The sequence below is a fragment of the Streptomyces sp. NBC_00090 genome (assembly GCF_045160815.1).
Lineage (GTDB): Bacteria > Actinomycetota > Actinomycetes > Streptomycetales > Streptomycetaceae > Streptomyces.
Map to the genome: position 1 here is coordinate 370,847 of NZ_CP108224.1, position 21,952 is coordinate 392,798.

17 protein-coding genes are annotated in these 21,952 nt (G+C 72.8%); 9 read left to right on the plus strand and 8 right to left on the minus strand.

Going from position 1 to position 21,952, the window contains the following annotated elements:
- Positions 1-49: 49 nt before the first annotated feature.
- Positions 50-1,279 (minus strand): ROK family protein, encoded by a 1,230-nt coding sequence (locus OG361_RS01745; protein ID WP_405851475.1) that lies wholly within the window; start codon positions 1,277-1,279, stop codon positions 50-52.
- Positions 1,280-1,790: 511 nt separating this feature from the next.
- Between OG361_RS01745 and OG361_RS01750 the strand changes: the two genes are divergently transcribed.
- Positions 1,791-2,771 (plus strand): TauD/TfdA dioxygenase family protein, encoded by a 981-nt coding sequence (locus OG361_RS01750; protein ID WP_405851476.1) that lies wholly within the window; start codon positions 1,791-1,793, stop codon positions 2,769-2,771.
- A gap of 61 nt (positions 2,772-2,832) precedes the next feature.
- Here OG361_RS01750 and OG361_RS01755 read toward each other — a convergent pair whose 3' ends face one another.
- Positions 2,833-3,204: a cupin domain-containing protein gene (locus OG361_RS01755; protein WP_405851477.1), complete on the minus strand. Its 372-nt coding sequence runs from the start codon at positions 3,202-3,204 to the stop codon at positions 2,833-2,835.
- 369 nt (positions 3,205-3,573) lie between these two features.
- Between OG361_RS01755 and OG361_RS01760 the strand changes: the two genes are divergently transcribed.
- On the plus strand, positions 3,574-3,933 hold the full coding sequence (locus tag OG361_RS01760) for an SPW repeat protein (protein ID WP_384574313.1): 360 nt from the start codon (positions 3,574-3,576) through the stop codon (positions 3,931-3,933).
- Positions 3,934-4,171: 238 nt separating this feature from the next.
- A complete protein-coding gene (locus OG361_RS01765) occupies positions 4,172-5,461 on the plus strand; it encodes an ATP-binding protein (RefSeq protein ID WP_405851478.1) in 1,290 nt (429 codons plus the stop codon).
- Here OG361_RS01765 and OG361_RS01770 read toward each other — a convergent pair.
- Positions 5,439-6,377: a carbohydrate kinase gene (locus OG361_RS01770; RefSeq protein ID WP_405851479.1), complete on the minus strand. Its 939-nt coding sequence runs from the start codon at positions 6,375-6,377 to the stop codon at positions 5,439-5,441. The two genes, OG361_RS01765 and OG361_RS01770, sit on opposite strands and share 23 nt — an antisense overlap.
- A 297-nt stretch (positions 6,378-6,674) precedes the next feature.
- Between OG361_RS01770 and OG361_RS01775 the strand changes: the two genes are divergently transcribed.
- The gene (locus OG361_RS01775; RefSeq protein WP_405862003.1) at positions 6,675-7,226 is read left to right on the plus strand and encodes a YdeI family protein; all 552 of its coding nucleotides are present in this window, start codon (positions 6,675-6,677) and stop codon (positions 7,224-7,226) included.
- Positions 7,227-7,278: 52 nt separating this feature from the next.
- On the opposite strand, the gene OG361_RS01780 is transcribed toward OG361_RS01775, so the two are convergent.
- Positions 7,279-7,812: a GNAT family N-acetyltransferase gene (locus tag OG361_RS01780; RefSeq protein WP_405851480.1), complete on the minus strand. Its 534-nt coding sequence runs from the start codon at positions 7,810-7,812 to the stop codon at positions 7,279-7,281.
- Positions 7,813-7,939: 127 nt separating this feature from the next.
- Here OG361_RS01780 and OG361_RS01785 point away from each other — a divergent pair, with 127 nt between their 5' ends.
- Positions 7,940-8,374, plus strand: a complete 435-nt coding sequence (locus tag OG361_RS01785) for a hypothetical protein (RefSeq protein WP_405862005.1) — start codon at positions 7,940-7,942, stop codon at positions 8,372-8,374.
- Between the two features lie 134 nt (positions 8,375-8,508).
- Here the strand turns inward: OG361_RS01785 and OG361_RS01790 are convergent, their stop codons facing one another.
- Positions 8,509-10,932, minus strand: a complete 2,424-nt coding sequence (locus OG361_RS01790) for a M4 family metallopeptidase (protein ID WP_405851481.1) — start codon at positions 10,930-10,932, stop codon at positions 8,509-8,511.
- Positions 10,933-11,315: 383 nt separating this feature from the next.
- On the opposite strand from OG361_RS01790, the gene OG361_RS01795 reads away from it, so the two are divergent.
- The gene (locus OG361_RS01795; RefSeq protein WP_405851482.1) at positions 11,316-11,981 is read left to right on the plus strand and encodes an NADPH-dependent F420 reductase; all 666 of its coding nucleotides are present in this window, start codon (positions 11,316-11,318) and stop codon (positions 11,979-11,981) included.
- A 39-nt stretch (positions 11,982-12,020) separates the two neighbouring features.
- On the opposite strand, the gene OG361_RS01800 is transcribed toward OG361_RS01795, so the two are convergent.
- Both OG361_RS01800 and OG361_RS01805 read right to left on the minus strand, forming a co-directional pair.
- Positions 12,021-13,256, minus strand: coding sequence for a pyridoxal-phosphate dependent enzyme (locus OG361_RS01800; RefSeq protein WP_405851483.1), 1,236 nt, complete (start codon positions 13,254-13,256; stop codon positions 12,021-12,023).
- Positions 13,257-13,388: 132 nt separating this feature from the next.
- Positions 13,389-14,654: a hypothetical protein gene (locus OG361_RS01805; protein ID WP_405851485.1), complete on the minus strand. Its 1,266-nt coding sequence runs from the start codon at positions 14,652-14,654 to the stop codon at positions 13,389-13,391.
- A 342-nt stretch (positions 14,655-14,996) separates the two neighbouring features.
- Between OG361_RS01805 and OG361_RS01810 the strand changes: the two genes are divergently transcribed.
- Complete coding sequence (locus tag OG361_RS01810) at positions 14,997-16,496, plus strand: PP2C family protein-serine/threonine phosphatase (protein ID WP_405851486.1); 1,500 nt, start codon at positions 14,997-14,999, stop codon at positions 16,494-16,496.
- 159 nt (positions 16,497-16,655) lie between these two features.
- On the opposite strand, the gene OG361_RS01815 is transcribed toward OG361_RS01810, so the two are convergent.
- Positions 16,656-18,149: a hypothetical protein gene (locus OG361_RS01815; RefSeq protein ID WP_405851487.1), complete on the minus strand. Its 1,494-nt coding sequence runs from the start codon at positions 18,147-18,149 to the stop codon at positions 16,656-16,658.
- Positions 18,150-18,383: 234 nt separating this feature from the next.
- Between OG361_RS01815 and OG361_RS01820 the strand changes: the two genes are divergently transcribed.
- Positions 18,384-19,511, plus strand: coding sequence for an aminoglycoside phosphotransferase family protein (locus OG361_RS01820; RefSeq protein WP_405851488.1), 1,128 nt, complete (start codon positions 18,384-18,386; stop codon positions 19,509-19,511).
- Between the two features lie 374 nt (positions 19,512-19,885).
- Positions 19,886-21,805: an N-acetylmuramoyl-L-alanine amidase gene (locus OG361_RS01825; protein ID WP_405851489.1), complete on the plus strand. Its 1,920-nt coding sequence runs from the start codon at positions 19,886-19,888 to the stop codon at positions 21,803-21,805.
- Positions 21,806-21,952: the final 147 nt, after the last annotated feature.

Consider the following 21,952-nt stretch of genomic DNA (forward strand, 5'->3'; position numbering starts at 1 on the left):
GCGGCTGCGCGGGACGGTCAACCGGCCATGCCCGCATTCTGAGACGACATCAGCTCCGACCCTTCTGGGTAAGCAGCTCTCCGACGACCTCAAGAGGCCTCCTGAACAGGTGATTCAAGAGAACCGTGCCCGCCGCGACAGGCAGGGTGGCCGGTCCGGCATGTGGACTGACGATGCGTTCGGGGTCGTCGCAGACGTGCGAGAGGTCGATCGCGGCACCGCGGATCTCCTCCAGGTACTCCGGTTCGAGCACGCTGGAGTGCTCGGTCACGACGACCAGATCGGGGTTGAGGACGTCGAGCAGGAGGGCGGTGGCACGGCCCACCGCACGCGCCCGCTCCCGCAGCAGCCGGTCGGCGCGCCGGTCCCCCGCCGCCGCCGCGTCCACCACGAGGAACGCGTCGGGCTCGGGAACGATCCCCCGGCGCACGGCGGTGAGGCCGAGCGCGGTGTTGGAGGCGGTCGCCTCCAGGCAGCCCGTACGCCCGCACGGGCAGGGGACCGTGGAGTCCGGCACCGGCAGGTGCGCCACGTCCCCCGCCGCCGAACCCGGGCCCTGGTGCACGACCCCCGCGAGCCCGACGGCCGCGTCGACGACGTTGCCGATGAAGAGATGGACGAGGCTCCGTCGCGCGGCGGGCCGCCCGAAGAGGATCTCCGACTGGGCGATGGAACGGGCGTGGTTGTCCAGTCGTACGGCGCCTCCGCCGAGGCCCCTCTCCAGCTCGGCGGCGAGCGGCCGCCTGCGCCAGCCGAAGGCGTCGTGGCGGACGACCACGCCCTCCGCGGGGTCCACCCAGCCGCCGACCGCGGCGCCGACGCCGAGCAGCGGGCGCCCCCGGGTGTGCTCGTCGAGGAAGCCGCGCAGCTCGCGGCCGACCGCTGCGGGCAGCTCGTCCGGGGCGATGCCGTCGTGCGCGTGGGAGTGGCGGGCGAGGACCCGCCCGCGCAGGTCGACCAGGCCGAAGGTCGAGCTGGGGACGCCGAGATGGACGCCTCCGACGACCGGTCCGCCGGAGGCGCCGATGTGCAGGTCGACGGGGATCTGCGGGCGCCCCACTCCCCCGCCGCCGGCCGGTTCGGGCAGCTCGCGCAGGAGGCCGAGCCGGGTGAGGTCGGTGGCCTGGCGCGAGACGGCGGCGGGGCTGAGCCCGGAGAGCCGGGCGACGGTACTGCGGGCGACCGGACCGTGGTCGAGGACGGTCCGCAGGACGGTGGCGGCGTTGGCCTCACGCCGGCCGTCGCCCGCCATCCGGGAACCGTGCGGGGTGGTCGTCATGGATGTCTCTCCGGATCACTGTTGCGGGGGTGTGAAATCCCGGGCCCACCGGCGGTGTACCCACCCCGGCTCCGCCGCACGCGGGCCGACCTCACCCACGAGCGGCGGGAAACCGCTGGTCAGCGAAGGTTCTACGGGGTTCGGCCGGCCGGGGCGGTGGCGCCGGGCAGGCGCCGATTCAACCACCGGGAGCGGCGGTTCGGGGCCCGGTCGGCCGCTTGACGTCCCGCGGCGGCCACTGCGAGGCTCCGGGACATGTTCGCGACCTCCACCTGTACCGCCGGCTCCGGCGCCTGACTCTCGCGACCCCCTCGCGTGACCGGTTCCGCCGCTCCCGCGCTCGTACACGCCGCCGCTCCGTGCACCCCGGTCTCCCGTTGACCCGCCACGCCGTGCACCCCTGGTCCCCTGCACCCCTGCACCAGGGCCCCCGCGGCTTCTCGCCCCCTCATTACTTCCGCTCCGAGATTAATTCCGGAGCGCGTCCGGAACTCCGAAAGGACCACCCACCATGTCGACCGCCACCGCCACCGCAACGACCACCGCCTCCGTCACCGTCACCGTCCAGAAGGTCGGCGGGCGCCTCGGCGCCGTGATCTCCGGCGTCCGCCTCGGCGGCGACCTCCCCGCCGCAACCGTCGCCGAGATCCGCGCCGCGCTCCTCGCGCACAAGGTCGTCTTCTTCCGCGGCCAGGACCACCTGGACGAGGAGGCCCACGAGGCCTTCGGCAAGCTCCTCGGCACACCCGTCTCCCACCCCACCGTCCCCTCCGCCGACGGCCGTTACTCCTTCCCGATCGACTCCGACTACGGCGCCCGGGCCAACCAGTGGCACACCGACGTGACCTTCGTGCCGGCCTATCCCGCCTTCTCCATCCTGCGCGCGGTGACCATCCCGCCCTACGGCGGCAACACCCTGTGGGCCAACACCGCGACCGCGTACGCACATCTCCCCGAGCCGCTGCGCGCCCTCGCCGACGGGCTGCGCGCCGTGCACTCCAACGACTACGACTACGCGGCCCTGCGCCCCGGCGTCCTTCCCGAGCAGCTCGCCCGCTTCCGCGAGGTCTTCGCCTCGACGAAGTACCTGACCGAGCACCCGGTGGTACGGGTCCACCCGGAGACCGGCGAACGGACCCTGCTGCTGGGCAACTTCGTGCAGCGGATCAGCGGTCTGACGGGCGCCGACTCCCGCGCGCTGCTCGCCCTCTTCCAGTCGCACATCGAGCGCCCCGAGAACACCGTGCGCTGGCAGTGGCAGGTCGGCGACGTGGCGATCTGGGACAACCGCGCCACCCAGCACTACGGCGTGGACGACTCCGACGAGCACGAGCGCAAGCTCCGCCGGGTGACGATCGACGGTGACGTGCCGGTCGGCGTGGACGGCAGCTCCTCGGTACTCCTCGCCCCCGAGTCCGTCCCGGACCCGGCGTTCGGCATCGCCTCCGGCGCGTCGACTGCGGAGCCCGCCACGCCCGCCGCCGCCGTATGACCGCGGAGGAGCCCGCGCAAGGAGCCTGACGGTCGCGCCAGGAGCCTGACGGGTGGGTGCGTCAGGAGCCGGACGGTCGGGCGTAGTCGGCGAAGCCCGTCCAGTCCAGCGCCATGCAGGGCTCGTCCCCGAGCACCCACGCGTCGTGTCCGGGCTTGACCGCCATGAAGTCGCCGGCGCCGAACTCCACCGACTCGCCGTCATCCATGACGACCTTCATCCGGCCGCTCACGATGTACCCGACGTGCGAGGCCTGACAGCTGTCGGTGCCGGCGATCGGCTTCACGTGCTTGGACCACTGCCAGCCCGGTTCGAACACGGCGCGGCCGACCGCACCGCCCTCGATGTTGACCAGGTCGAGCCTGCCCTTCTCTTCCGTGAAGGGACGGGTCTCGTCCGCTGAATCGAAGCTCTTCCGTACGATGCCGGCCATCACACTCTCCCGGCGGTGCATGGGTGGACCCCGAGTCCGCTTCCAGGCTACGCCGGAACGGGCCGGGGCACCCCGAGCACCGAAAGGTGCCGGGGCCTCGGCCTTTCCCTGGATCTTTGTCGGGAATCTCCGGGTTTTTGGTGGCTCCCGGCATATCCACGGCTCAATTTCTGTGCGCTTCCCCCATGGGACAGACCTACACATAAAGACCATATAAGAGCACAATGGAGCAGCGGCAGGATTGCCGCGAACGCGGTCAGACACGCATGACGCCAGAAGGAGGCGAGTCGTATGGCCGACGTCTCTCACCGTCACGGTGATATCGCGGGACACCCCGATGCGTCGGAAATGCGGGAACGCTATTCCCGTGTGCTCCAGACCCGAGGTGTCGCGGCGGTCGAGGAACTCGTGATCCTCGCCGGAATCTACGCCGCGATCTCCGCGTGGACGGTTCACTTCTCCGCCGCCCGACCGGAACTCGCCATCAGCAACCTGGTCGTCGGCATCACCATCGCGGCCCTCGGCCTCTGTATGTCGATGGCGCCCGAGCGGTCGCAGGACCTGAACTTCGTCGTACTGCTCCTGGGTGCGTGGCTCATCGTCGCCCCCTGGGTGGTCACGCGGAACCCCGACACCGGCATGATCCTGAGCAACGTGATCACCGGCGCGTGCGTCTGCCTGTTCTCCCTGACGGCCGGCGGACTGCTCATGACCAAGAGGAGGACGTGACGTTCATGACCGAGTGCAGGACGTGACGTTCTGATCCCTCCCGCAACGGCGGCACCCCCATTCCCGGAGGTGCCGCCGTACGTATTTCCGGGGGCCTTCCGCGTCCCGCCCCGCACGCAGCGCATAGAGCCGGTACGGAGCGTTTGCCCGCACCGGCTTGTGCACGGCGGCGCACGACCGGGGTCCACGGCCGCGCCTAGCCTCGCCGCAAAGGCACCAACGAGGGGCGGTACCACCGGTGAACTGGCACATTCACGACTACCGCGAGAGCGATCTCGCCGCCGTCGTCCATCTGATCGACACCACGGCCGAGCTCGGGCAGGAGTCCGTCTTCTCGCTGGCCGAGTGCATCGGAGCCCTCACCTCCCGGCAGCCGGCCGTGGTCGCCGTCCACCAGGGCGCGCCGATCGGTGCCGCGCTCGCCTGCGTCTCCGGCGAGCGGGCCTGGGTGATGCGGATCGCGATCTCATCGGCCTGGCGCGGCCTGGGGCTGGCCAGTGCCCTGCTCGTGGAGCTGGAGCGGCGGCTCGTGGCCGCCCGGGTCGGGCGGATCGCGTACGTCCTGCCGGAGGAGGAGCTCCTCGGCGAGGGGCTGCTGAACGCCGGGTACACGCGTCAGCCGGCCGTCGCCTACTTCGAGAAGGTCGAGCCCCTGCACGGGCCGGCCGCGGGGCTCCTCGACGACCTCGGCGGCCGGCTGCTCCCCGGCGACCTGTGGGCCAAGGTCGCCGGGATGGAGCGCGAGAAGGACCTGATCGAGCGCCGGGTCGTGCTGCCGCTCGCCGAGCCGGAGCGGGCCACCCGGCACGGGGTGCGGCCGCCGCGCGCGGTCTGCCTCTTCGGTCCGCCCGGCACCGGCAAGACCACCTTCGCCCGGGGGATCGCCTCCCGGCTCGGCTGGCCCTTCGTGGAGATCCTGCCGTCCCGCCTCGCCGACGAGGGGAACCTGGCCGCCGCCCTGCGGTCGGCGTTCGCGCGGATCGCCGAGCTGGAGCGGGTCCTCGTCTTCATCGACGAGGTCGAGGAGATCGCCCCGGTCCGCTCCGAGCCCGCGCAGCCAGGCGGGATGCACGGTGTGACGAACGAACTCCTCAAGCTGATACCGGGCTTCCGGGAGCGGGACGAGCGGCTGCTTGTCTGCGCCACCAACTCGATCCGCTCCCTCGACCCGGCGTTCCTGCGCCCCGGCCGCTTCGACTACCTCATCCCGATCGGTACGCCGGACAAGGTGGCGCGCGCGGCGATCTGGGCCCGCTACACGGACGGCCGGGCTGACGTCGACATCGACGAACTCGTCCTGGCGAGCGACCTGTTCACCCCGGCCGACATCGAGCACGCGGCGCGGATCGCCGCCCAGGCCTCCTTCGAGCGGGACCTGGTCGCGGTCGGCGGCCGGGGCGCGGACGGCCCTGCGCCCGGGGCGAGCACGGCGGACTATCTGGAGGCCATCGGGCAGTGCCGGCCGACGGTCACTCCGGAGATGGTCGGGCAGTTCGCCTCGGACATCACGACGCACGCCCGGATCTGAGGGCGAACTCCGCCCGTGCGGCGTCCAGTTCGGTCCGGTCGGGCGGCTGGGCGCCGGCCCTGGAGACGGTCACGGCAGCCGCCGTGCCGGCCCGGGCGAGCAGCCCCGTGAGCTCCTCCGCTGAGAGTGCGCCGAGCGCCGCCCGGCCCTGCCCGGCGAGGGTGTCGAGGACGGCGGACATGAAGGAGTCGCCCGCGCCGACGGTGTCGACGACGGTGACCGGCGGGGCCTCGACGGCGACGGTGTGGCGCCGGGTGACGGCGAGCGAGCCGTCAGCGCCCCGGGTGACCAGGACGACGGCCGGGCCGAGGGCCAGCCAGCGGGCCGCGACCGCGTGCGGGTCCTCGCCCGGGTACAGCCAGGCGAGGTCCTCGTCGCTCGCCTTGACGAGGTCGCCGAGGGCGACGCAGCGCTCCACCCGGGCGACGGCCGCCTCGTGCTCGCCCATCAGCCCCGGGCGGACGTTCGGGTCGTAGCTGACCGTGGCCCGGCCGCGGAGCCGTTCGGTCTCGGCGAGCACGGCGTCCGCGCCGGGGGCGGTGACGGCGGCGATCGAGCCGATGTGCACATGGGCGGGTGCGGCGGCGGCCGCTTCCCCCGACTCCAGGGTCCAGGCGATGTCGAAGGTGTACGTGGCCCGGCCCCGGTCGTCGAGGCCCACCGCCGCCGACGGGGTGCGCGCGGGAGTGCCGCCGAGGGCCATCCGTACGCCCGCGCCCTTCAGATGGTCCGCGATCAGCCGGCCGGAGGGGTCGTCGGCGAGCTGGGTGAGCAGGGTGACGTCCCGGCCCAGCCGGGCGAGGCCGTAGGCGACGTTGGCGGGGCTGCCGCCGGGGTGGACGCGGTCGGCGGCGCCGGACCCGGCGGGGGCGCGGACGATGTCGGCGACGCATTCGCCGATCACCAGGAAGGACATGGGTCAGAGCTCCTTGGCATGGATCCGGTTCCCGTCGAGGAGGACCTGGACGCGGGCGCCCTGGTGGACGATCCGGAGATGGTACGTCGCCCCCTGCCGTACCCGGGCGGGAGGCGGGCCGGTGAGCCGGCAGGTGGAGGCGAGCCGGTGGAGGGCGAGTTCGGCGATCCGGACTGTGCCGCCCTCGGGGTCGAGGTCGGGCAGGATGGATCACGAAGGACCGTCGGCGGACTCGCCGGCGGTGTCGGCGGTGTTGGGAGGGGTCTTCCGGTGGAGACGGTCGAGGGGCTGGCGGTCATGGCGTTCGACGACGGGAAGGAGCTGGAGGCCTGGCTGGAGAACCACCACGCGGACACCCCGGGTATCTGGCTGCTGCTCGCGAAGAAGGACTCGGGCCTTCCCTCCCCGACCGCGGAGGAGATCCTCGACGGCACGCTCGTCTACGGCTGGATCACCGGCAAACGCATGGCGCGCGACGAGCGGACGTACCTCCAGAAGATCACCCCGCGCCGGCCGCGCAGTCTCTGGTCCCAGGTCAACGTGCGGCAGGTCGAGGCGCTCACCGCCGCCGGCCGGATGCGCGAACCGGGCCTCGCCGAGGTGCGGGCGGCGCGGGCCGACGGCCGGTGGGAGGCCGCGTACCCCTCCCAGAAGGACGCGACCGTCCCGGACGACCTGGCGGCGGCCCTCGCGGCGGACCCGACGGCCGCGGCGGCCTTCGACGCCCTGGGGAAGACCGACCGCTACCTGGTGATCGTGAGCCTCTGGCAGGCGCGCACCGCGAAGACAAGGGTGGCGCGCCTCGAACGGGCGGTGGCCGCGCTCGCGGCGGGCGAGCGCCCGCGCTGACGGCGGGGGCGCCCACGCCTTCGGCGCTGCACTGCCTGCTGACGGCGCGGTGTCAGGCCCGGCGCCGTCGGTACAGCACCTGACGGGCGTCCCACTCCACGAACGAGTCCACGTGCTCCAGGCCGACGGCCTCCAGGAGCCGGCGCGAACGGTGGTTCGCCTCCTGGGTCACCGCGACCACGCTCGGCGCGGTCTCCAGGACCCTCGCGACGGCCGCGCCCACCGCCTCCCGGGCGTAGCCCCTCCCCCAGTGCTCGGGCAGGAACTGGTACGACACCTCCGTCTCCCCGTTCCGCGCGCCCGGCTCCACCGTGACCAGCCCCAGCAGGACCCCGTCCTCGACCCGGATCACGGCATGGAATCCGGACGCACCGACGATCCGCCGCTGCCGGATACGGATGACGGGCTCGGTCACGGGGCCGCCGAGGTGCTGCCGTACCTCGGGATCGGTCCACAGCCGGGTCACGGCCGGGAGATCGCCGGTGCGGACGGGCCGCAGCAGCAGCCGGTCGGTGGCGAGGGGCGCGGTCGGGGCCGGGACCGGGGAGGGAACCGGGGACGGGGTCGGGGACGGAGATACGGGCATGGCTCGATCATCCCAGCCCGCCACGGGGGACTCCAGTGGCCTCGTCCGTTTCACGGACTCCGCGGCCCGCGCACGAGCCCCCTGTGCGAGGCTCCTGGGACCAACTGAGCGGGGAGGGCACGTGGGGATGATCGTGCGGCTGTGGGCCGCCGGGGAGATGCCGTTCCGTGACGCGCTGTACCGGCCGGACGACACCGGTCTGGAGGTGCTGGTGGAGGGCCCCGGCGCCTATCACCCGGACGCGGGCCGGCCGATCCCCTTCCGCCTCGGGGAGCCCGTCGACGTGGCCCGTGCCGTCGAGGAGGACGGCACGAACGAGGTGGACTGCTGGTTCGAGAGTCCGCTGCCGGACGGCTCGGGACGGATGAGCGGCGGTGGCAGCGGCATGGGGAACGTCGGCTACCTCGCCCGCCTCGACGCGGCGGGCGCCTTGCGCTGGGTGGCCGTCATGAACCGCTCCAACCCCTTCCTGGGCGTGCGCTTCGAGGGATCGACCGCGGTCTTCACCAACGACTGGAGAAACGAACTCCGCCTCGACCTCACCGACCCCGCGCTCGCCTGACCCTCCCCGGCCCGTCCCCGGCCGGTGGTCCGATGCTGAAACCCGAGGCCCGCCCCCGGAAGGGGACGGGCCTCGCGCTCCGATCCGGCGCGTCGGCCTGTCAGGGCGGCGTCAGCACCGTCTCAGTGGGTGATTCAGTTGTGGATGGTGAAGGCGGTGTCGTCGAGCAGGAAGTAGGTCGGGGCGGCCAGGTCCTCCTTGGCCGCGAACTTCAGGGTGACGTACTGGCCGGCGACCGGGGCGAGGTCGATCGTCTTCTGCACGTAGCCGGTGCTCTTGTTCAGGTTGGAGTACGTGTCCAGGGTGGTGCCGTTGGCCGAAACAGTCAGCTTGTCGTACGGGATGGTCGTGGTGCCCTCGTTGGTGACGACGCGCAGCCAGAAGCTGACGGTGGCCTTGCATCCGTAGGGGACGTAGAGGGTCTGCGATATCGCGTCGTTGTACCAGGAGTTTCCGTTGCCGGCCAGGAGCGTCTTCCAGGTGCCGGTGCGTGCCGGCAGCCAGGAGTTGTCGTTGGTGATCAGCTGGGGGTCGTTCGCGGTCCACACGGTGTTGCCGGACTCGAAGCCGGGGTTGCCGAACAGCTGCGTCGTGGTACAGGTGCCCAGGGTCCAGGTGAGCCAGGAGAACGACACGATGTCGAGGGCGTTGGTGGAGTCCTTGACGGTGAGCGTGATGTCGTAGTTGCCGGCCGTGGTGGGCGTGCCGGTGATCTTGCCGGTGGAGGCGTTGAGGGTCAGGCCGGGAGGCAGGCCGGTGGCCGTGTAGGTCAGCGACGCTCCCGCGTTGCTGGTGACGGCCTGGATCTGCAGGCTCAGCGCGATGCCGGTCTGGGAGACCTGGTTGCCGGGGTTGGTCAGGGTGACGCCCTGGACCATGCGCGGGCCGACGTTGACCGCGGCCCAGGCGTTGCCGACGTTGTTGTAGATGACGCCGTTCGCCCCGTACAGGTCGGCGGCGGCCTGGAGGGTGGCGGTGCGGGCGCCGGCGTAGTTGGTGTTGCTGGTCATGTACGTGCTGAGCGCGCGGTACCAGATCTTGGCGGCGGCGTCACGGCCGACCGGGTTGACCGGCTTGTTGTCGTAGGTCGGGGAGTTGTAGCTGACGCCGTTGACGAGCTTGGCGCCGCTGCCCTCGGAGGCCAGGTAGAACCAGTGGTTGGCCGGGCCGGAAGAGTAGTGGACGTCGAGGGAGCCGAGGTTGGAGTTCCAGGAGTCCGCGGAGGCGCCGTCCTTGGAGGGCTTGTCCATGTAGCGCAGCGGCGTGCCGTCGCCGTTGATGTCGATCTTCTCACCCTCGAGGTAGTCCCCGGGGTCGGAGGCGTTGTTCGCCCAGAACTCCACGGCGGCGCCGAAGATGTCGGAGGTGGCCTCGTTCAGGCCGCCGGACTCGTTGTTGTAGATGAGGTTGGCGGTGGCGGAGGTGATGCCGTGGCCCATCTCGTGCGCGGCGACGTCGATCGAGGTGAGCGGCTTGGTGTTGCCGTCGCCGTCGCCGTAGGTCATGCAGAAGCAGGTGTCCCACCAGTACGCGTTGACGTAGGTGTTGCCGTAGTGGACGCGGCTGTTGGCGGCCACGCCGTCGTTGCGGATGCCGGTGCGGCCGTGGACGTTCTTGAAGTAGTCCCAGGTCAGCTGGGCGCCGTAGTGTGCGTCCACGGCGGCCGTCTGGTTGTGGGACGGGTTCCCGGTGCCCCAGGTGTCGTCGGTGTCGGTGAACAGCGTGCCGGTCGCCCAGTCGTCGTCCGAGTGGCCCAGGTCGTAGGTCTTGCCGCCACCACGGGTGTTGTCCGTCAGGGTGTAGCTGCTGCCGGACCCGGAGGTGCCGAGGGTGACCTGACCGGCGTACTGGCTGTTGCCGACGCCGTTCTTGACGCCCTGGTACTCGAACAGCTTCTTGCCGGTGGCGGCGTCGGTGATGACGTGCAGCTCGGAGGGGGTGTCGTCGTGCTGCAGGCCACCGACCACGGACTCCCAGGCCAGCACCGGGCTGCCGGAGGCGGCCCAGACCACCTTGCGCACCGACTCGGCCGTCGGGGCCTTCGCACCCTCGGCCTTGGCGCGGCCGAGTGCGAAGGTCTTCGCCGAGTCGGAGGTCTTGGCGGCGTTGGTGGAGGCGACCTTGACGGTGGCCTTGGTGGCCTTGGTGACGCTCTTCACGGCGCCCTTGGCATCCGCGTGGACGACCAGGTCACCACCGAGGACCGGCAGGCCGGCGAAGGTGCGCTCGTAGCGGGTGTGCAGCGTGCCGTCGGCGTCCTTCAGGACGGACTTCGGCCGCAGCTCCTCCTTCGCGCCCAGGCCCAGGGCCTTTGCGGTGGTGGCGCGGTGCGCCTGCGCGTCGGCCAGCAGCGCAGCGTTCTGAGCCGGGGTGAGCTTGGCCGCCAGGGCGCCGGCTCGGGGCGCCGGGCTGACGGAGGCGGCCTGGGCCGGTGCCTGGGTGCCGGCGGTGCCCGTGGTGCCGGCGGTGGCGGTGGTAGCGGGCAGCGCGACGGCGACCATCGCGGCACTGGCTATCAGGGCACCCGCGGCGACAGCCTTGCGGGGGGAACGTCTCACAGTGAACTCCTAAGACGGCGGCCGAGGGGCTCGGCCTTGAGACCGGACGGACGGGTGGAGCCGCCCGGGCAGGACTGACCAAGGAGCTGCACAACCAACCACCATGCACTGCATGCGCATTGATGCTTCGTCAGCTGCTCCGAGTTGCGCGTAAGGCTGCCCTGTTTGCGTGAACATGTCATTCCGTCTGCGCAGATTGGCTTGAAGTCGACGCTCGGGGACCTCGGGTGCGCCCGTTCATGGCTACGCATCGCGCCCGGCGCTCCACCCGGGCGGGCCGGACCCGGCTGGAATTGTTCGGACGGGCCCTAGGACGAGAGGTCGAGGCGGGTACGGTCCTCCGGCCGAGGCGGCGGTGGTCCCGGCGACGCCAGGATGACGCCATGCGTATCGGAATTCTCGGAACAGGCAATGTAGGACGGGCTCTCGCCGCGGGCTGGTTGCGGGCGGGACACGACGTCGCCCTCGGGTCACGGCGGCCCGGGGACGAGGAGCTCCTCGCGGAGCTCAAGGAACTCCTTCAGGCGGGGTTACGGGTCGAGGACCCCGCCGGGACCGCCGCGCACGCGGAGGTCCTGGTGAACGCGACCCCGGGCACCGCCTCGGTGGCGCTGCTCGGTTCGATCGGGGCCCCGGCGCTCGCCGGGAAGGTCCTGCTCGACGTCGCCGTCGGCTTCCTGGAGGACGAGTCGCTCTCGCACCAGGTCCTCAGCCTCGGCGAGGAGATCCAGCAGGCGTTCCCCGACACACGCGTGGTGAAGACCCTCTGCACGATCGACCGCGATGTGATGGTCGCGCCGGACTCCCTGGAGGGGCCCAGCACGCTCTTCCTCTCCGGTGAGGACGCGGAGGCCAAGCGGGTGGTGAGCGGTCTCCTCGCCGACCTCGGCTGGCCGGCCGAGTCGCTGCTCGACCTCGGCGGGATCGTCACCGCGCGGGGGCAGGAGCACTTCGCCCTGCTCTTCGTGGGGATCGCGCTGTCGACGGGCACCTTCAAGTTCAACATCCGGTTCGTACCCCCTGCGCCGGGCCGGACCGACACACCGTAGCGGGCGCCCCGCGGATCGGGGCCCGACCGGGAGCGGCCGTCACGTGGACGGCCGCTCCTCCCGGGCCGCCGTCAGGGCGGCCCTGATCGGCTCCCAGTCCGGGGCCGTCGGCTCGTACGTGTCCCTGGCCGTGGAGACGTCCTTGTAGCCGCTGGACGTGACCACGCACACCACCGGCCCGTCGGTCTCGCGCGGGCCGTGGGCCCGCAGCCCTGCGAGACCGGCCGCCGCGGAGGTCTCGCACCAGAGCCCCTGGTCCGCCAACTCGGCTTGTGCCGAGGTCATCTGATCGTCCGTCACCGTGCGGGCCGCACCCCCGGTCGTACGGACGGCTACGACGCCGCGGTAGCTGGTCATCTCGCAGTCGATGGCGTACGCGAGGGTCAGCCCGACGGGGACCCGGGCGGCCGGGCGGCCGGTGCGGAGGGCCTCCGTCAGAGCGCCCGCGGCGGCGGGTTCGGTGGCGTACATCCGGGGGACGGAATCGGTCACGCCCAGCCGGGCGAGCTCCTGGAAGCCCTTGGCCACACCGAAGAGCAACTCGCCGTATCCGGTGGGGAGATGAACCGCCGCCGGAGCCCTCCCGAGGTCGAGGGCGATCTCGTACGCGAGGGTCTTGTACCCCTCGGGCCCGAAGGGGTGTCCGGTGTGGGCGGTGTCCGTGACGCTGCTGACGGACTGGAAGCCGAGTTCCCCGACGATCCGGCGCATGAGCGGGCGGACCGACTCGTACGGGACGGTCAGGACCGTCGCCCCGTAGGCGCGGAGGTGGGAGGCGACGGCCGGCGGCGCGTACGGGGAGGTGAAGACGGCGCAGGGAAGCCCGGCGCGGGCCGCGTAGGCGGCGGCCGCCGCCGCGTGGTTGCCGGAGGAGGAGACGACGATCCCCTGCGCGCCGGAGGCGACTGCGGCGCTGACGGCGACCCGGTTGAGCCGGTCCTTGTGGCTCCATGTGGGGTTCCTGGACTCGTCCTTGATCCAGACGCCGTCGGGGAGCGCGACGAGCGGCGTGTTGCCCTCGCCCAGGCCGGGCGCGGCGAGCGGCGGGAGCAGCGGGGCCCACCGGTCGAGGCCGTGGGCGGCCGGGCGCGTGAACAGGTCGGCGGGGACCTCGTCGTAGGCGTAGTCGATGTCGAGGGGGTACGCGATCTCGTCGGTGGAGGTGACGGGGCAGCCGGCCGTGAGCGGCGGCCAGAGCGGGTGCCGCACGGAGGGGTCGGCGAGCGAACGCTGGGCGGTGGCGAGCGAACGCTGCGCCGGGGCGGTCGAGGTCACGCGGGGGCCTTTCGGGGTGGGTGCCGGGCGGTGTCGGGCGGCGCCCGCCGGTGTCGGGCGGCGCCGGGCTCCTGGCGACGCCCGGCCTTCGGTGCGCGGGCCCGCCGTACCCGTGGGCCCGCGCTTCGGGCGTCAGCCCATGCGACGTCGCAGTGCGGCCAGGGCGCCGGGCCGGCGGCCGGGCACCCTCTCGCGCAGCGCGACGAGCGTGGGGCCGAGGGCGCGCGCCCTGGCGGGGTCGCCGATCCGCTCCCACTGGTGGTGGGCCCGGTCCACGGCTCCCTCGACGTCGGGGTCGTCCGCCCGCTGCCCCAGGGCCAGCAGGGACTCGGCGGCGGTGAGCCACAGTTCGCAGCTGCGGGCCGGTTCGCCCGCGAGGCGCGCGAGGTCGGCCCGTACCTCCAGCCAGTGCACGGCCTCGACGGATCGGGGCCCGTGGCGGCGCAGGGCGTCGCTCTCCCAGGCTGCCGCGACCGCCGCCGCCTCGCCGTGCCGCCCGGCCGTCGCCGCGGCGAGGATCGCGGGGTGCGGGTCCTCGACCACGCCGGGCGGAGGACCGGCGGGTGCGGGGACGGTGGGTGCGGGGACTGCCCGCATGGGGACGGCGGTCGCGGGGAGCGCAGTCGTTCGGCCTGCGGGCGTTCGGTTCGCGGTCGTTCGGCCTGCGGGCGCGGGGACGGCAGGGATCGGAGCCGCCGGCAGAGGGCCCGTCGGCAGGGGGCCGGCCGGCATCGAACCGGCGGGAGCGGGCGTCGGCGCGGGGGTCAGCAGGAATGCCTCCGGCGCGGTCGCGCGGGCCGCCGCGCGTGCGGCGGCCTCGGCGTGCAGCGCGGGGAGCGGCGGTCGGGCGCCTGAGCGCCAGAGTTCCGCCCAGGCGCGCAGGTAGTCGGGGGTCGAGGGCTCGCCCCGGCGCGGGGCGGGGGTCACCCGTCCGTAGAGGAGCGGTCCGGGGCCCAGGTGCAGCAGGTCCGGTGCGGCGGCGAGCCGTAGCCAGACGTCGGGGTCCGCCGCGAGGTCGGCGACGACGGTCGTGGTGCCGGGCGGCCGGACGCCGAGTTCGCCGGCGAGCCAGTGCCAGGGGAGCGCGGTGTAGCGCAGGGTCGCGGGGGTGGTGCGGGCGAGGGCGAGATGGGGCAGGTGCTGCCGCTTGTCGAGGTGGAGTTGGCCCGCGAGGAAGACGACGAGCGGGCCGGGGCTCGCCGCCGCCGCGCGCAGGCGTGTGAGGACCGTCTGCGGGTCCAGCGGGTCGGCGAGTTCGACGACGCTGGCCGTCGCGGTACCGGTGAGGACGGCGGGCGGCACGGCGGCGAGGGCCGGCAGCACGGAGGCGGCGTCCATGGCACGGCCCCGTCCGGCGGGTGCGGCCGCGAGGAGCACCGCCGTTCCGGCAGCGCCCACACTCGCGCCCGCGGACCTTCCCGCGTCCGCTCCCGCGACCGCGCCCGCACGTATGTCCGCACCCGCGTGCGCGCCCGGCCGCGCATTCGTACGCGCGCTCGTTCCCCGCACTCGCATGCCTGCCGCGTGCGTGCTCACCGTGCTGTTTCCGTCGTCGCTCACCACCCCCGCACCGTAACGCGTCGCGCCCTGGCCGAAATTCGTCGGGCCGTTGACATATGCCAGAAGCACCACCGGATCGAGTGTTGCCAAATCCCTTACGAGCTGTCCCGGGCTGTGCAACAGTCGTATTCGGGCCTCCTTTTCCCACCTGGCCGCGCCGCGCCTGTATCGGAGTACGACATGCCGTCCCATCTGTTCGCGGATCGTCCCGCCCAGCCGCCGGAGCCGGGCGCGGTGGACGCGCTGATCTCGCAGACCCGTCGCCTCCGCGGCGAGGTGGACGCGGTCCGCCGGGACGCCGTGACGAACGACGACGACCCCCAGCAGCGTTGGCAGCGCGCCCTGTGCGACCTCGCCGTGCACCAACTGGACGATCTCGGCGCGCAGTTGGGGCAGCTCCGGGTCGGCGTTCCCGAGGGGGTCGCGACCGGGACCGACGGCGGACCCGACACCGGCACCGGCGTCGAGGTCGACGCCGTCCTCGACACGGCCCTGGCCACCGAGCCCGGCACCGCCTACGGCGAAGCCGCCCCGGCCCGCACCGGCTCGCTCCTCTCCCGCGTCGGCAGCGCCGAGTGGAACCTCCTCACCGACGAGGTCAGTTGGTCCGAGGAGCTGTACCAGATCTTCGGCCGCGACCGTGAGAACGGCCCCATGTCGCTGGACGAGATGCCGTCGATGGTCTTCGCCGAGGACCAGCCCGTCCTCCAGGGGATGGTGACGGACTGTCTGATCGACGGGAAGCCGATCGACGGCGAGTTCCGGATCGTACGGACGGACGGCCGCGTGCGCACCGTGCACATGACCGGCGAGCCCGTTCTCGACGCCGACGGCTGCACCGCCTCCATGTGGGCGGTGCTACGGGACGTCAGCGAGCTGCGGCGCAGCCAGCGGGCCGTCCGCGAAAGCCGGGACAGCCTGGAGCGCAGCCGCCAGATCGAGCGCACCGAGCGACGGGTCGCCGTCGAGCTCCAGGAAGCGGTGCTCCCGCCCTGGCGCGGCTCGCTCCGCTTCGCCCACGACGGTCCCGCCCCGCTCGACGTGGCGGCCCACTACCTGCCGGCGGCGAGCACCGGGCTGATCGGCGGGGACTGGTACGACGCGCTGGCGCTGCCGGACGGTGACGCGCTGCTGACCGTCGGGGACCTCACGGGCCACGGGGTCGCCGCGACCTCCTCGATGGCCATGCTCCTCGGCGCGCTGCGCGGCATGGCCGTGGCCGGGATCCGCCCCGGGGCCTTGATGGGCCACCTCAACCAGCTTCTGGAGACCTCCGTCCAGCCCGCGCTGGGCAGTGCGATGTGCTGCCGTTACGACCCGGTCGCCCAGACGCTGACCTGGGCGCAGGCGGGCCACCCCGCCCCGCTGCTGTTCCGCGACGGGACGGGGCACGCCCTCCGGAGGCCCGAGGGCGTCCTGCTCGGAGCGACGACCGGCGGCAGGTACGGCGAGACCGAGACCAGACTCTTCCCCGGCGACCTGCTGGTGCTGCACACGGACGGACTGACCCGGGGCAGCGGGGCGCAGGACGACACGGGCACGCGGCGACTGCTCGCCCTCGGCCCCCGGCTCACCGGTGCGCGGGACTCACAGGAGTGCGTGCGCGCGGTGGTCGAGGAGTTCGGCGAGGAGCCTCGCGAGGACGACGCCTGCGTGATGGTCGTGCGGGTCGGCCGCTGACGCGTACGGAGTCGTCGACCGGCCCCTTCGCGCAGGTCGGCCGCTGACGCGTACGGAGTCGTCGACGGGCCCGGGGGCGGCCGACGGAACCGGGATCGACGAGTCGACCGACCCGGGATCCGGGTCGTCCCTGCCCCAGCCCCAACCCCTCCCAAGGGCTCAGGCCTGCCCCGTCCTCGGCCGGTTGACCGGCGACTTGGGAAGGGCCAGCTCGATCTCCTCGCGCAGGTCCTCGATCTTGGAGTACCCCGCGTACTGCCCGGTGAGCCGGTACATCTCCCGCAGCCGGTGCCAGGTCCGGTGGGATGACGTCTCTCCCATGGAGATCAGGGCGAGCCGGGCGTAACGGTCGGCCTGTTCCGGGTCGTCGGCGATGAAGCAGGCCGAGGCCATCGAGATGAAGTCGAAGAGCTTCGAGCGGTTGTGCCCGTTCCGTCGCAGCTCCAGGGCGAGCCTGGCGTGCCGCTGCGCGGGGACCGCGGCGGAGGCGTCGTGATCCGCGAGGGTCCGGTAGGCGAGGGCCTGCATGCCGTGCATGTCGGCCTCGTCGAAGTTCTGCATCCAGCTCGGCGGTTCGACGTCCGCCCGGTCGGAGACGAAGAGCTCCTCGGCCTCGCCGAGGGTGCGCTTCATGGCCTGACCGCGCCCCATGGAGGCCTGCGCCCAGGCCTCGATGGTGTGCAGCATGGCCTGCGTCCGGGGCAGCACCTGCTCGCCCGCGCCGGTCTTGGCCAGCTTCATCAGGTCGAGGGCGTCGTCGGGCCGGCCCAGGTGCACCATCTGGCGGGCCGCCCGGGACAGGGCCTCGCCCGCCCGGGGGCGGTCGCCGCCCTCGCGGGCCGCGTGGGCGGCGATCACGAAGTACTTCTGGGCGGTGGGTTCGAGGCCCACGTCGTGGGACATCCAGCCCGCCAGGACTGCGAGGTTGGCGGCGACGCCCCACAGGCGCCGCTGGAGGTGGTCGGCGTGGCGGTAGGCGAGCATGCCTCCCACCTCGTTGAGCTGGCCCACGACGGCCTTCCGCTGGAGGCCGCCGCCCCGGGAGGCGTCCCAGGCACGGAACACCTCCACCGAACGCTCCAGGGCCTCGATCTCCTCCGACCCGATGGGGGCGGCCTCGTAGCGGTCGAACCCGGCGGGGTCGGCGTGGAGGGGATCGTTGGCCCGCTGAGCGGACGTCTTCTGTGCGGGGTCGGTCTGCAGCCAGTCGTACATGCTGCTGCTGAGTGCGGAGCCGGCGACGAGCGCCGCTCCCGCGCCCACCAGGCCGCGTCGGTTGAGCATGAGGTCCATTCCCGTGAATTCGGTGAGGACCGCAGCCGTACGATCGGGTGGCCAGGGCAGGTTGTCAGGGTTGTCGTTGTTCCTGACGTCCTGCCGCTTTCCGGCGCGCCCGTGTCGTTCGAACCCGAGGTCCTCGATGGTCACGACACGGCCGAGTCGCTCGGTGAACAGTGCTGCCAGCACCCGGGGGACGGGATCTCGCGGGGTCTCGCCCCGGTCGATCCACCGCCGCACCCGCGAGGTGTCGGTCGCCAGCTGGGGGTGGCCCATGGCCGCCGCCTGCCGGTTGACGAGTCTCGCGAGTTCGCCCTTGGACCAGCCGGCCAGGCCGAACAGGTCTGCCAGGCGGGTGTTGGTTTGTCCGGTCACGTCTAAGCCCCCAGGTTCTCGGCTGAGTTGACAGTAGCCCGCTGTCATAGGGCTGGCGACTATTCGCCAGGGTTCGCCAGGGTGCGCCCGATGTTCCGCCACCCGCGCCCGGGTGTCAGGTAGGAACGCGCCACCCCGCCCCGCCGACCGGCCCTCATTCCCCAGGGTGCGGACCCGGGGGCGGGCGGGGCGACGCACGCAACTCGTCGGACCACGAAGGGATCTGTCACCTCCATGTACACAGCATCGTCCTCCGTGTCCGCCCCGCCCCGGCCGCAGCACCGCATCGTCCCGGCCGGTGCCGGGCCGTACCTCGCCCCCGCGCCCCAGGCCGTTCGGCCCCGGCGCTGGACGGGCGGCACCGGCACGCAGCCGGTGAGCGGAAGAATCGATCTGTCCGGCCCGCAAGGGGCGCAGCTGAAGATGGCGATCGCCGCGGTCCACCGCATCTGTCCGGAGTTCAATCCGGTCCAGGTGCTGCGGCGCAGCGGCCGCTCCGTCCTCATCGTCGGGACGACCGGGCGGACCACGGTGGTCGCGAAGTGTTTACTGGACCACTCCCCCGCGTGGGCCGAGCGGTTCCGGCACGAAATAGCTTCCTACCGCTCCTTCGTCCGCCACCGCCCGCCGGTGCGGGCGCCCCGGCTCATCGCCGCGGACCCGGAGAACTGCACGCTGGTGATCGAGCGGATGCCCGGGCGGGCGGCAGCGCTCTCGCGCCACCCCGTCGAGGCCCCGCCGCGCGCCGACGTGCGGGCGGTGCTCGGCGCGGTGGCCCGGCTCAACGCCTGGCGGCCGCCGGCCGGGACCTTCGACGCCCCGCTGGACTACGGGACGCGGATCGCGCGCTACCACGAGCTCGGTCTCTTCACCGACCGGGACCGGGACGACCTGCAGAAGCTGCTGCACGGCCTGGCGCACGCGGGCGGCCGTCAGGGCATGGGCCAGTTCTGCCACGGTGACGCCCTGCTCTCCAACATCCTGCTCTCCCCCGCCGGCCCGGTCCTCGTCGACTGGGAGCACGCGGGCTGGTACCTGCCCGGCTACGACCTGGCGACCCTGTGGGCGGTGCTCGGTGACGCGCCGCTGGCCCGGCGCCAGATCAGTCAGCTCGCCCAGCAGGCGGGCCCGGCCTCCCGGGATGCCTTCCTGGTGAACCTGATGATCGTGCTGACGCGGGAGATCCGTACCTACGAGACGGCGGTGCAGCGCACCATCAAGGAGGCCCCGCCGGCCGGTACCGTCCCGATGCCCTCGGGGGCGCTCTCGGCCGGCGAGGAACAGCGGCTGCTGCTCAGGCGGCTGCACGACGACTGCGCCATGGCACGGCGGGCCGTGCGCGCGGCGGTCGGGACGCGCTGAAGGGGCGGGTCCGACCGACGACACGGGGGTGGTACGCCGTGCGCCCGGTGCCGACACACCGGGACGCGGCGCACCGTTTCCGTCCGCGACCGGGGCGCATCCGGAATCTCCCGGACGCCCCTCCCATTGGTCCACTCCACTGACGCGTCCCAGGCCCGGGACCCGTCTCCGCGAAACTCCGCCGAACGGCCTCCATTCCCGCTCTGACGTGGGAACTTCCGTGTGCGCAGGCGTGATTGACGGATCGTCCGGGAGCCGATACCCCTGTACGGGTTCGGTCCCGCACGCCCCCGCGTCACCCCCCGCCCCTGGAGGCTGCCTTGCTCCGTTCCGCGTCGCCCAGACGTGTGTCCCCCCGTCGTGTACCGAGGGCGGTGGGCGCCGTGGCGTCCGCCGCCCTCCTGCTTCCGCTGCTCTCCGCCGCACCGTCCGCCGTCGCCGGGGTGCCCGAGGCCGGCACGCTCCAAGGACAGTTCGCGCGGGCCGCCGCGCGCCACGGCGTACCCGAGAGCGTGCTGCTCGCCGTCTCGTACCTCCAGTCGCGATGGGACACCCACGGGGGTGCGCCGAGCGTGACCGGCGGCTACGGGCCGATGCACCTGACGGACGCCGTGACGGCGCTCGCCACGGCCGCCCCGCACCACTCGGAGGGCGAGGAGGACGCGCGGGGCGACTCCTCGCGTGCGGTCCGGACCGCGACGGAGGCTCCGTCGCCCGCGCCCGGGGCACTGCCCGGCCGGCTGCGGACCCTGGAGCGGGCGGCCGCACTGTCCGGGATCCCGGCCGAGGAGCTGCGTACCGCCACGGCCGCGAACATCGAGGGCGGGGCGGCGCTGCTCGCCGCGGCCCAGCGGGATGCCGGGCTGCCCGCGAGTCCGGACCCCGCCGACTGGTACGGGGCGGTGGCACGTTACTCCGGTGCCGACGACTCGGCGACGGCGGCGACGTACGCGAACGACGTCTTCGACGTGATCCGGACCGGGGAGTCCCGGACGACGGACAGCGGCCAGCTGGTGACGCTCCCGGCCGTCCCGGCGGTGGCGCCCGCCACGGAACAGGTCGACGCCCTCGGTCTGCGCCGGCCCGCCGGCGGTCCGGTCGAGTGCCCGCGCTCGGTGGCCTGCGAGTGGATCCCGGCGCCGTACGAGGAGTTCGGCGACGGTGACTACGGCAACCACGACAAGGCGAACCGGCCCTCGTCCCAGTCGATCGACTACATCGTCATCCACGACACCGAAGCGGTCTGGGACGTCACGCTGAAGCTGGTGCAGGACCCGACGTACGTGTCGTGGCAGTACTCCCTGCGCTCCTCCGACGGGCACATCGCGCAGCACCTCCCTCTCAAGGACGTCGGCTGGCACGCGGGCAACTGGTTCGTGAACGCCAAGTCGGTGGGGCTCGAGCACGAGGGCTTCCTCACCTCGCCGGACTCCTGGTACACGGAGGCGATGTACCGGACCTCGGCACGGCTCGTGCGCCATCTCGCCCAGCGGTACGACATCCCGCTGGACCGGCAGCACATCCTGGGCCACGACAACGTGCCGGGCACGGTGACCTCGACGATCCGGGGCATGCACACGGACCCGGGCCCGTACTGGGACTGGGCGCACTACTTCCAGCTGCTCGGCCGCCCCATCACGCCGAGCGCCGGTCCGTCCGCCGGGGTGGTGACGATCCGGCCCGAGTACAGCGCCCATCAGCCGGTCTACACGGGGTGCGTGAAGGCGGGCGAGGTCTGCGCGCCGCACGGGAGCGGGGCGGTGCGCCTGCACACCGCGCCGAGCGCCGACGCGCCCCTCGTGAAGGACATCGGGCTGCGGCCGGGCGGGCAGGACTCGACCACCGGGGTGAACGACACCGGGGCGCGCGCCTCGACGGGGCAGAGCTTCGCCGTGGCGGACCGGCTGGGGGACTGGACGGCGATCTGGTACCTCGGGCAGAAGGCGTGGTTCCACAACCCGCGGAACGAAGCGACGGCGGTGAACGCGCGGGGGCTCGTCCTGACGCCCCGGGAGGGGCTCGCGGAGGTGCCGGTCTACGGGCGGGCCTATCCGGAGGCCTCGGCGTATCCGGCGGGGGTGCCGGTGCAGGCGGTGTCCCCGCTGCCGTACAAGTTGCTCGCGGGGCAGCGGTACGTGGTGGGCGACCGCACCCCGGGCGAGTACTACTTCGCGCCGGTGTTCGACAGCAGCGGGCACACGGTCGTCCGGGGCCAGGAGGAGTACTACCAGATCCAGTTCGGCCATCGAGTGGCCTTCGTGAAGGCGGCTGACGTGCAGGTTTCCCGGGCCTGACCGAAGGGTGACCGAAAGGCGAGGGGTGGTGCCGGAGAAACACTCCGGCACCACCCCGTCACCGTTCATACGACTATTCGGAAGATCGCGTGCGCCGTCCGGGCGACGGGTAACTCTGGGCCGGTCACCGCACATGCTCACCGGAAG

Excerpts from the sequence above, each read along its gene's own strand:
- OG361_RS01745 (WP_405851475.1), bottom strand. The coding sequence starts at position 1,279 with ATGACGACCACCCCGCACGGTTCCCGGATGGCGGGCGACGGCCGGCGT.
- OG361_RS01750 (WP_405851476.1), top strand. The coding sequence starts at position 1,791 with ATGTCGACCGCCACCGCCACCGCAACGACCACCGCCTCCGTCACCGTC.
- OG361_RS01755 (WP_405851477.1), bottom strand. The coding sequence starts at position 3,204 with ATGGCCGGCATCGTACGGAAGAGCTTCGATTCAGCGGACGAGACCCGT.
- OG361_RS01770 (WP_405851479.1), bottom strand. The coding sequence starts at position 6,377 with ATGTCCTTCCTGGTGATCGGCGAATGCGTCGCCGACATCGTCCGCGCC.
- OG361_RS01775 (WP_405862003.1), top strand. The coding sequence starts at position 6,675 with ATGGCGTTCGACGACGGGAAGGAGCTGGAGGCCTGGCTGGAGAACCAC.
- OG361_RS01780 (WP_405851480.1), bottom strand. The coding sequence starts at position 7,812 with ATGCCCGTATCTCCGTCCCCGACCCCGTCCCCGGTTCCCTCCCCGGTC.
- OG361_RS01785 (WP_405862005.1), top strand. The coding sequence starts at position 7,940 with ATGATCGTGCGGCTGTGGGCCGCCGGGGAGATGCCGTTCCGTGACGCG.
- OG361_RS01795 (WP_405851482.1), top strand. The coding sequence starts at position 11,316 with ATGCGTATCGGAATTCTCGGAACAGGCAATGTAGGACGGGCTCTCGCC.
- OG361_RS01810 (WP_405851486.1), top strand. The coding sequence starts at position 14,997 with ATGCCGTCCCATCTGTTCGCGGATCGTCCCGCCCAGCCGCCGGAGCCG.
- OG361_RS01820 (WP_405851488.1), top strand. The coding sequence starts at position 18,384 with ATGTACACAGCATCGTCCTCCGTGTCCGCCCCGCCCCGGCCGCAGCAC.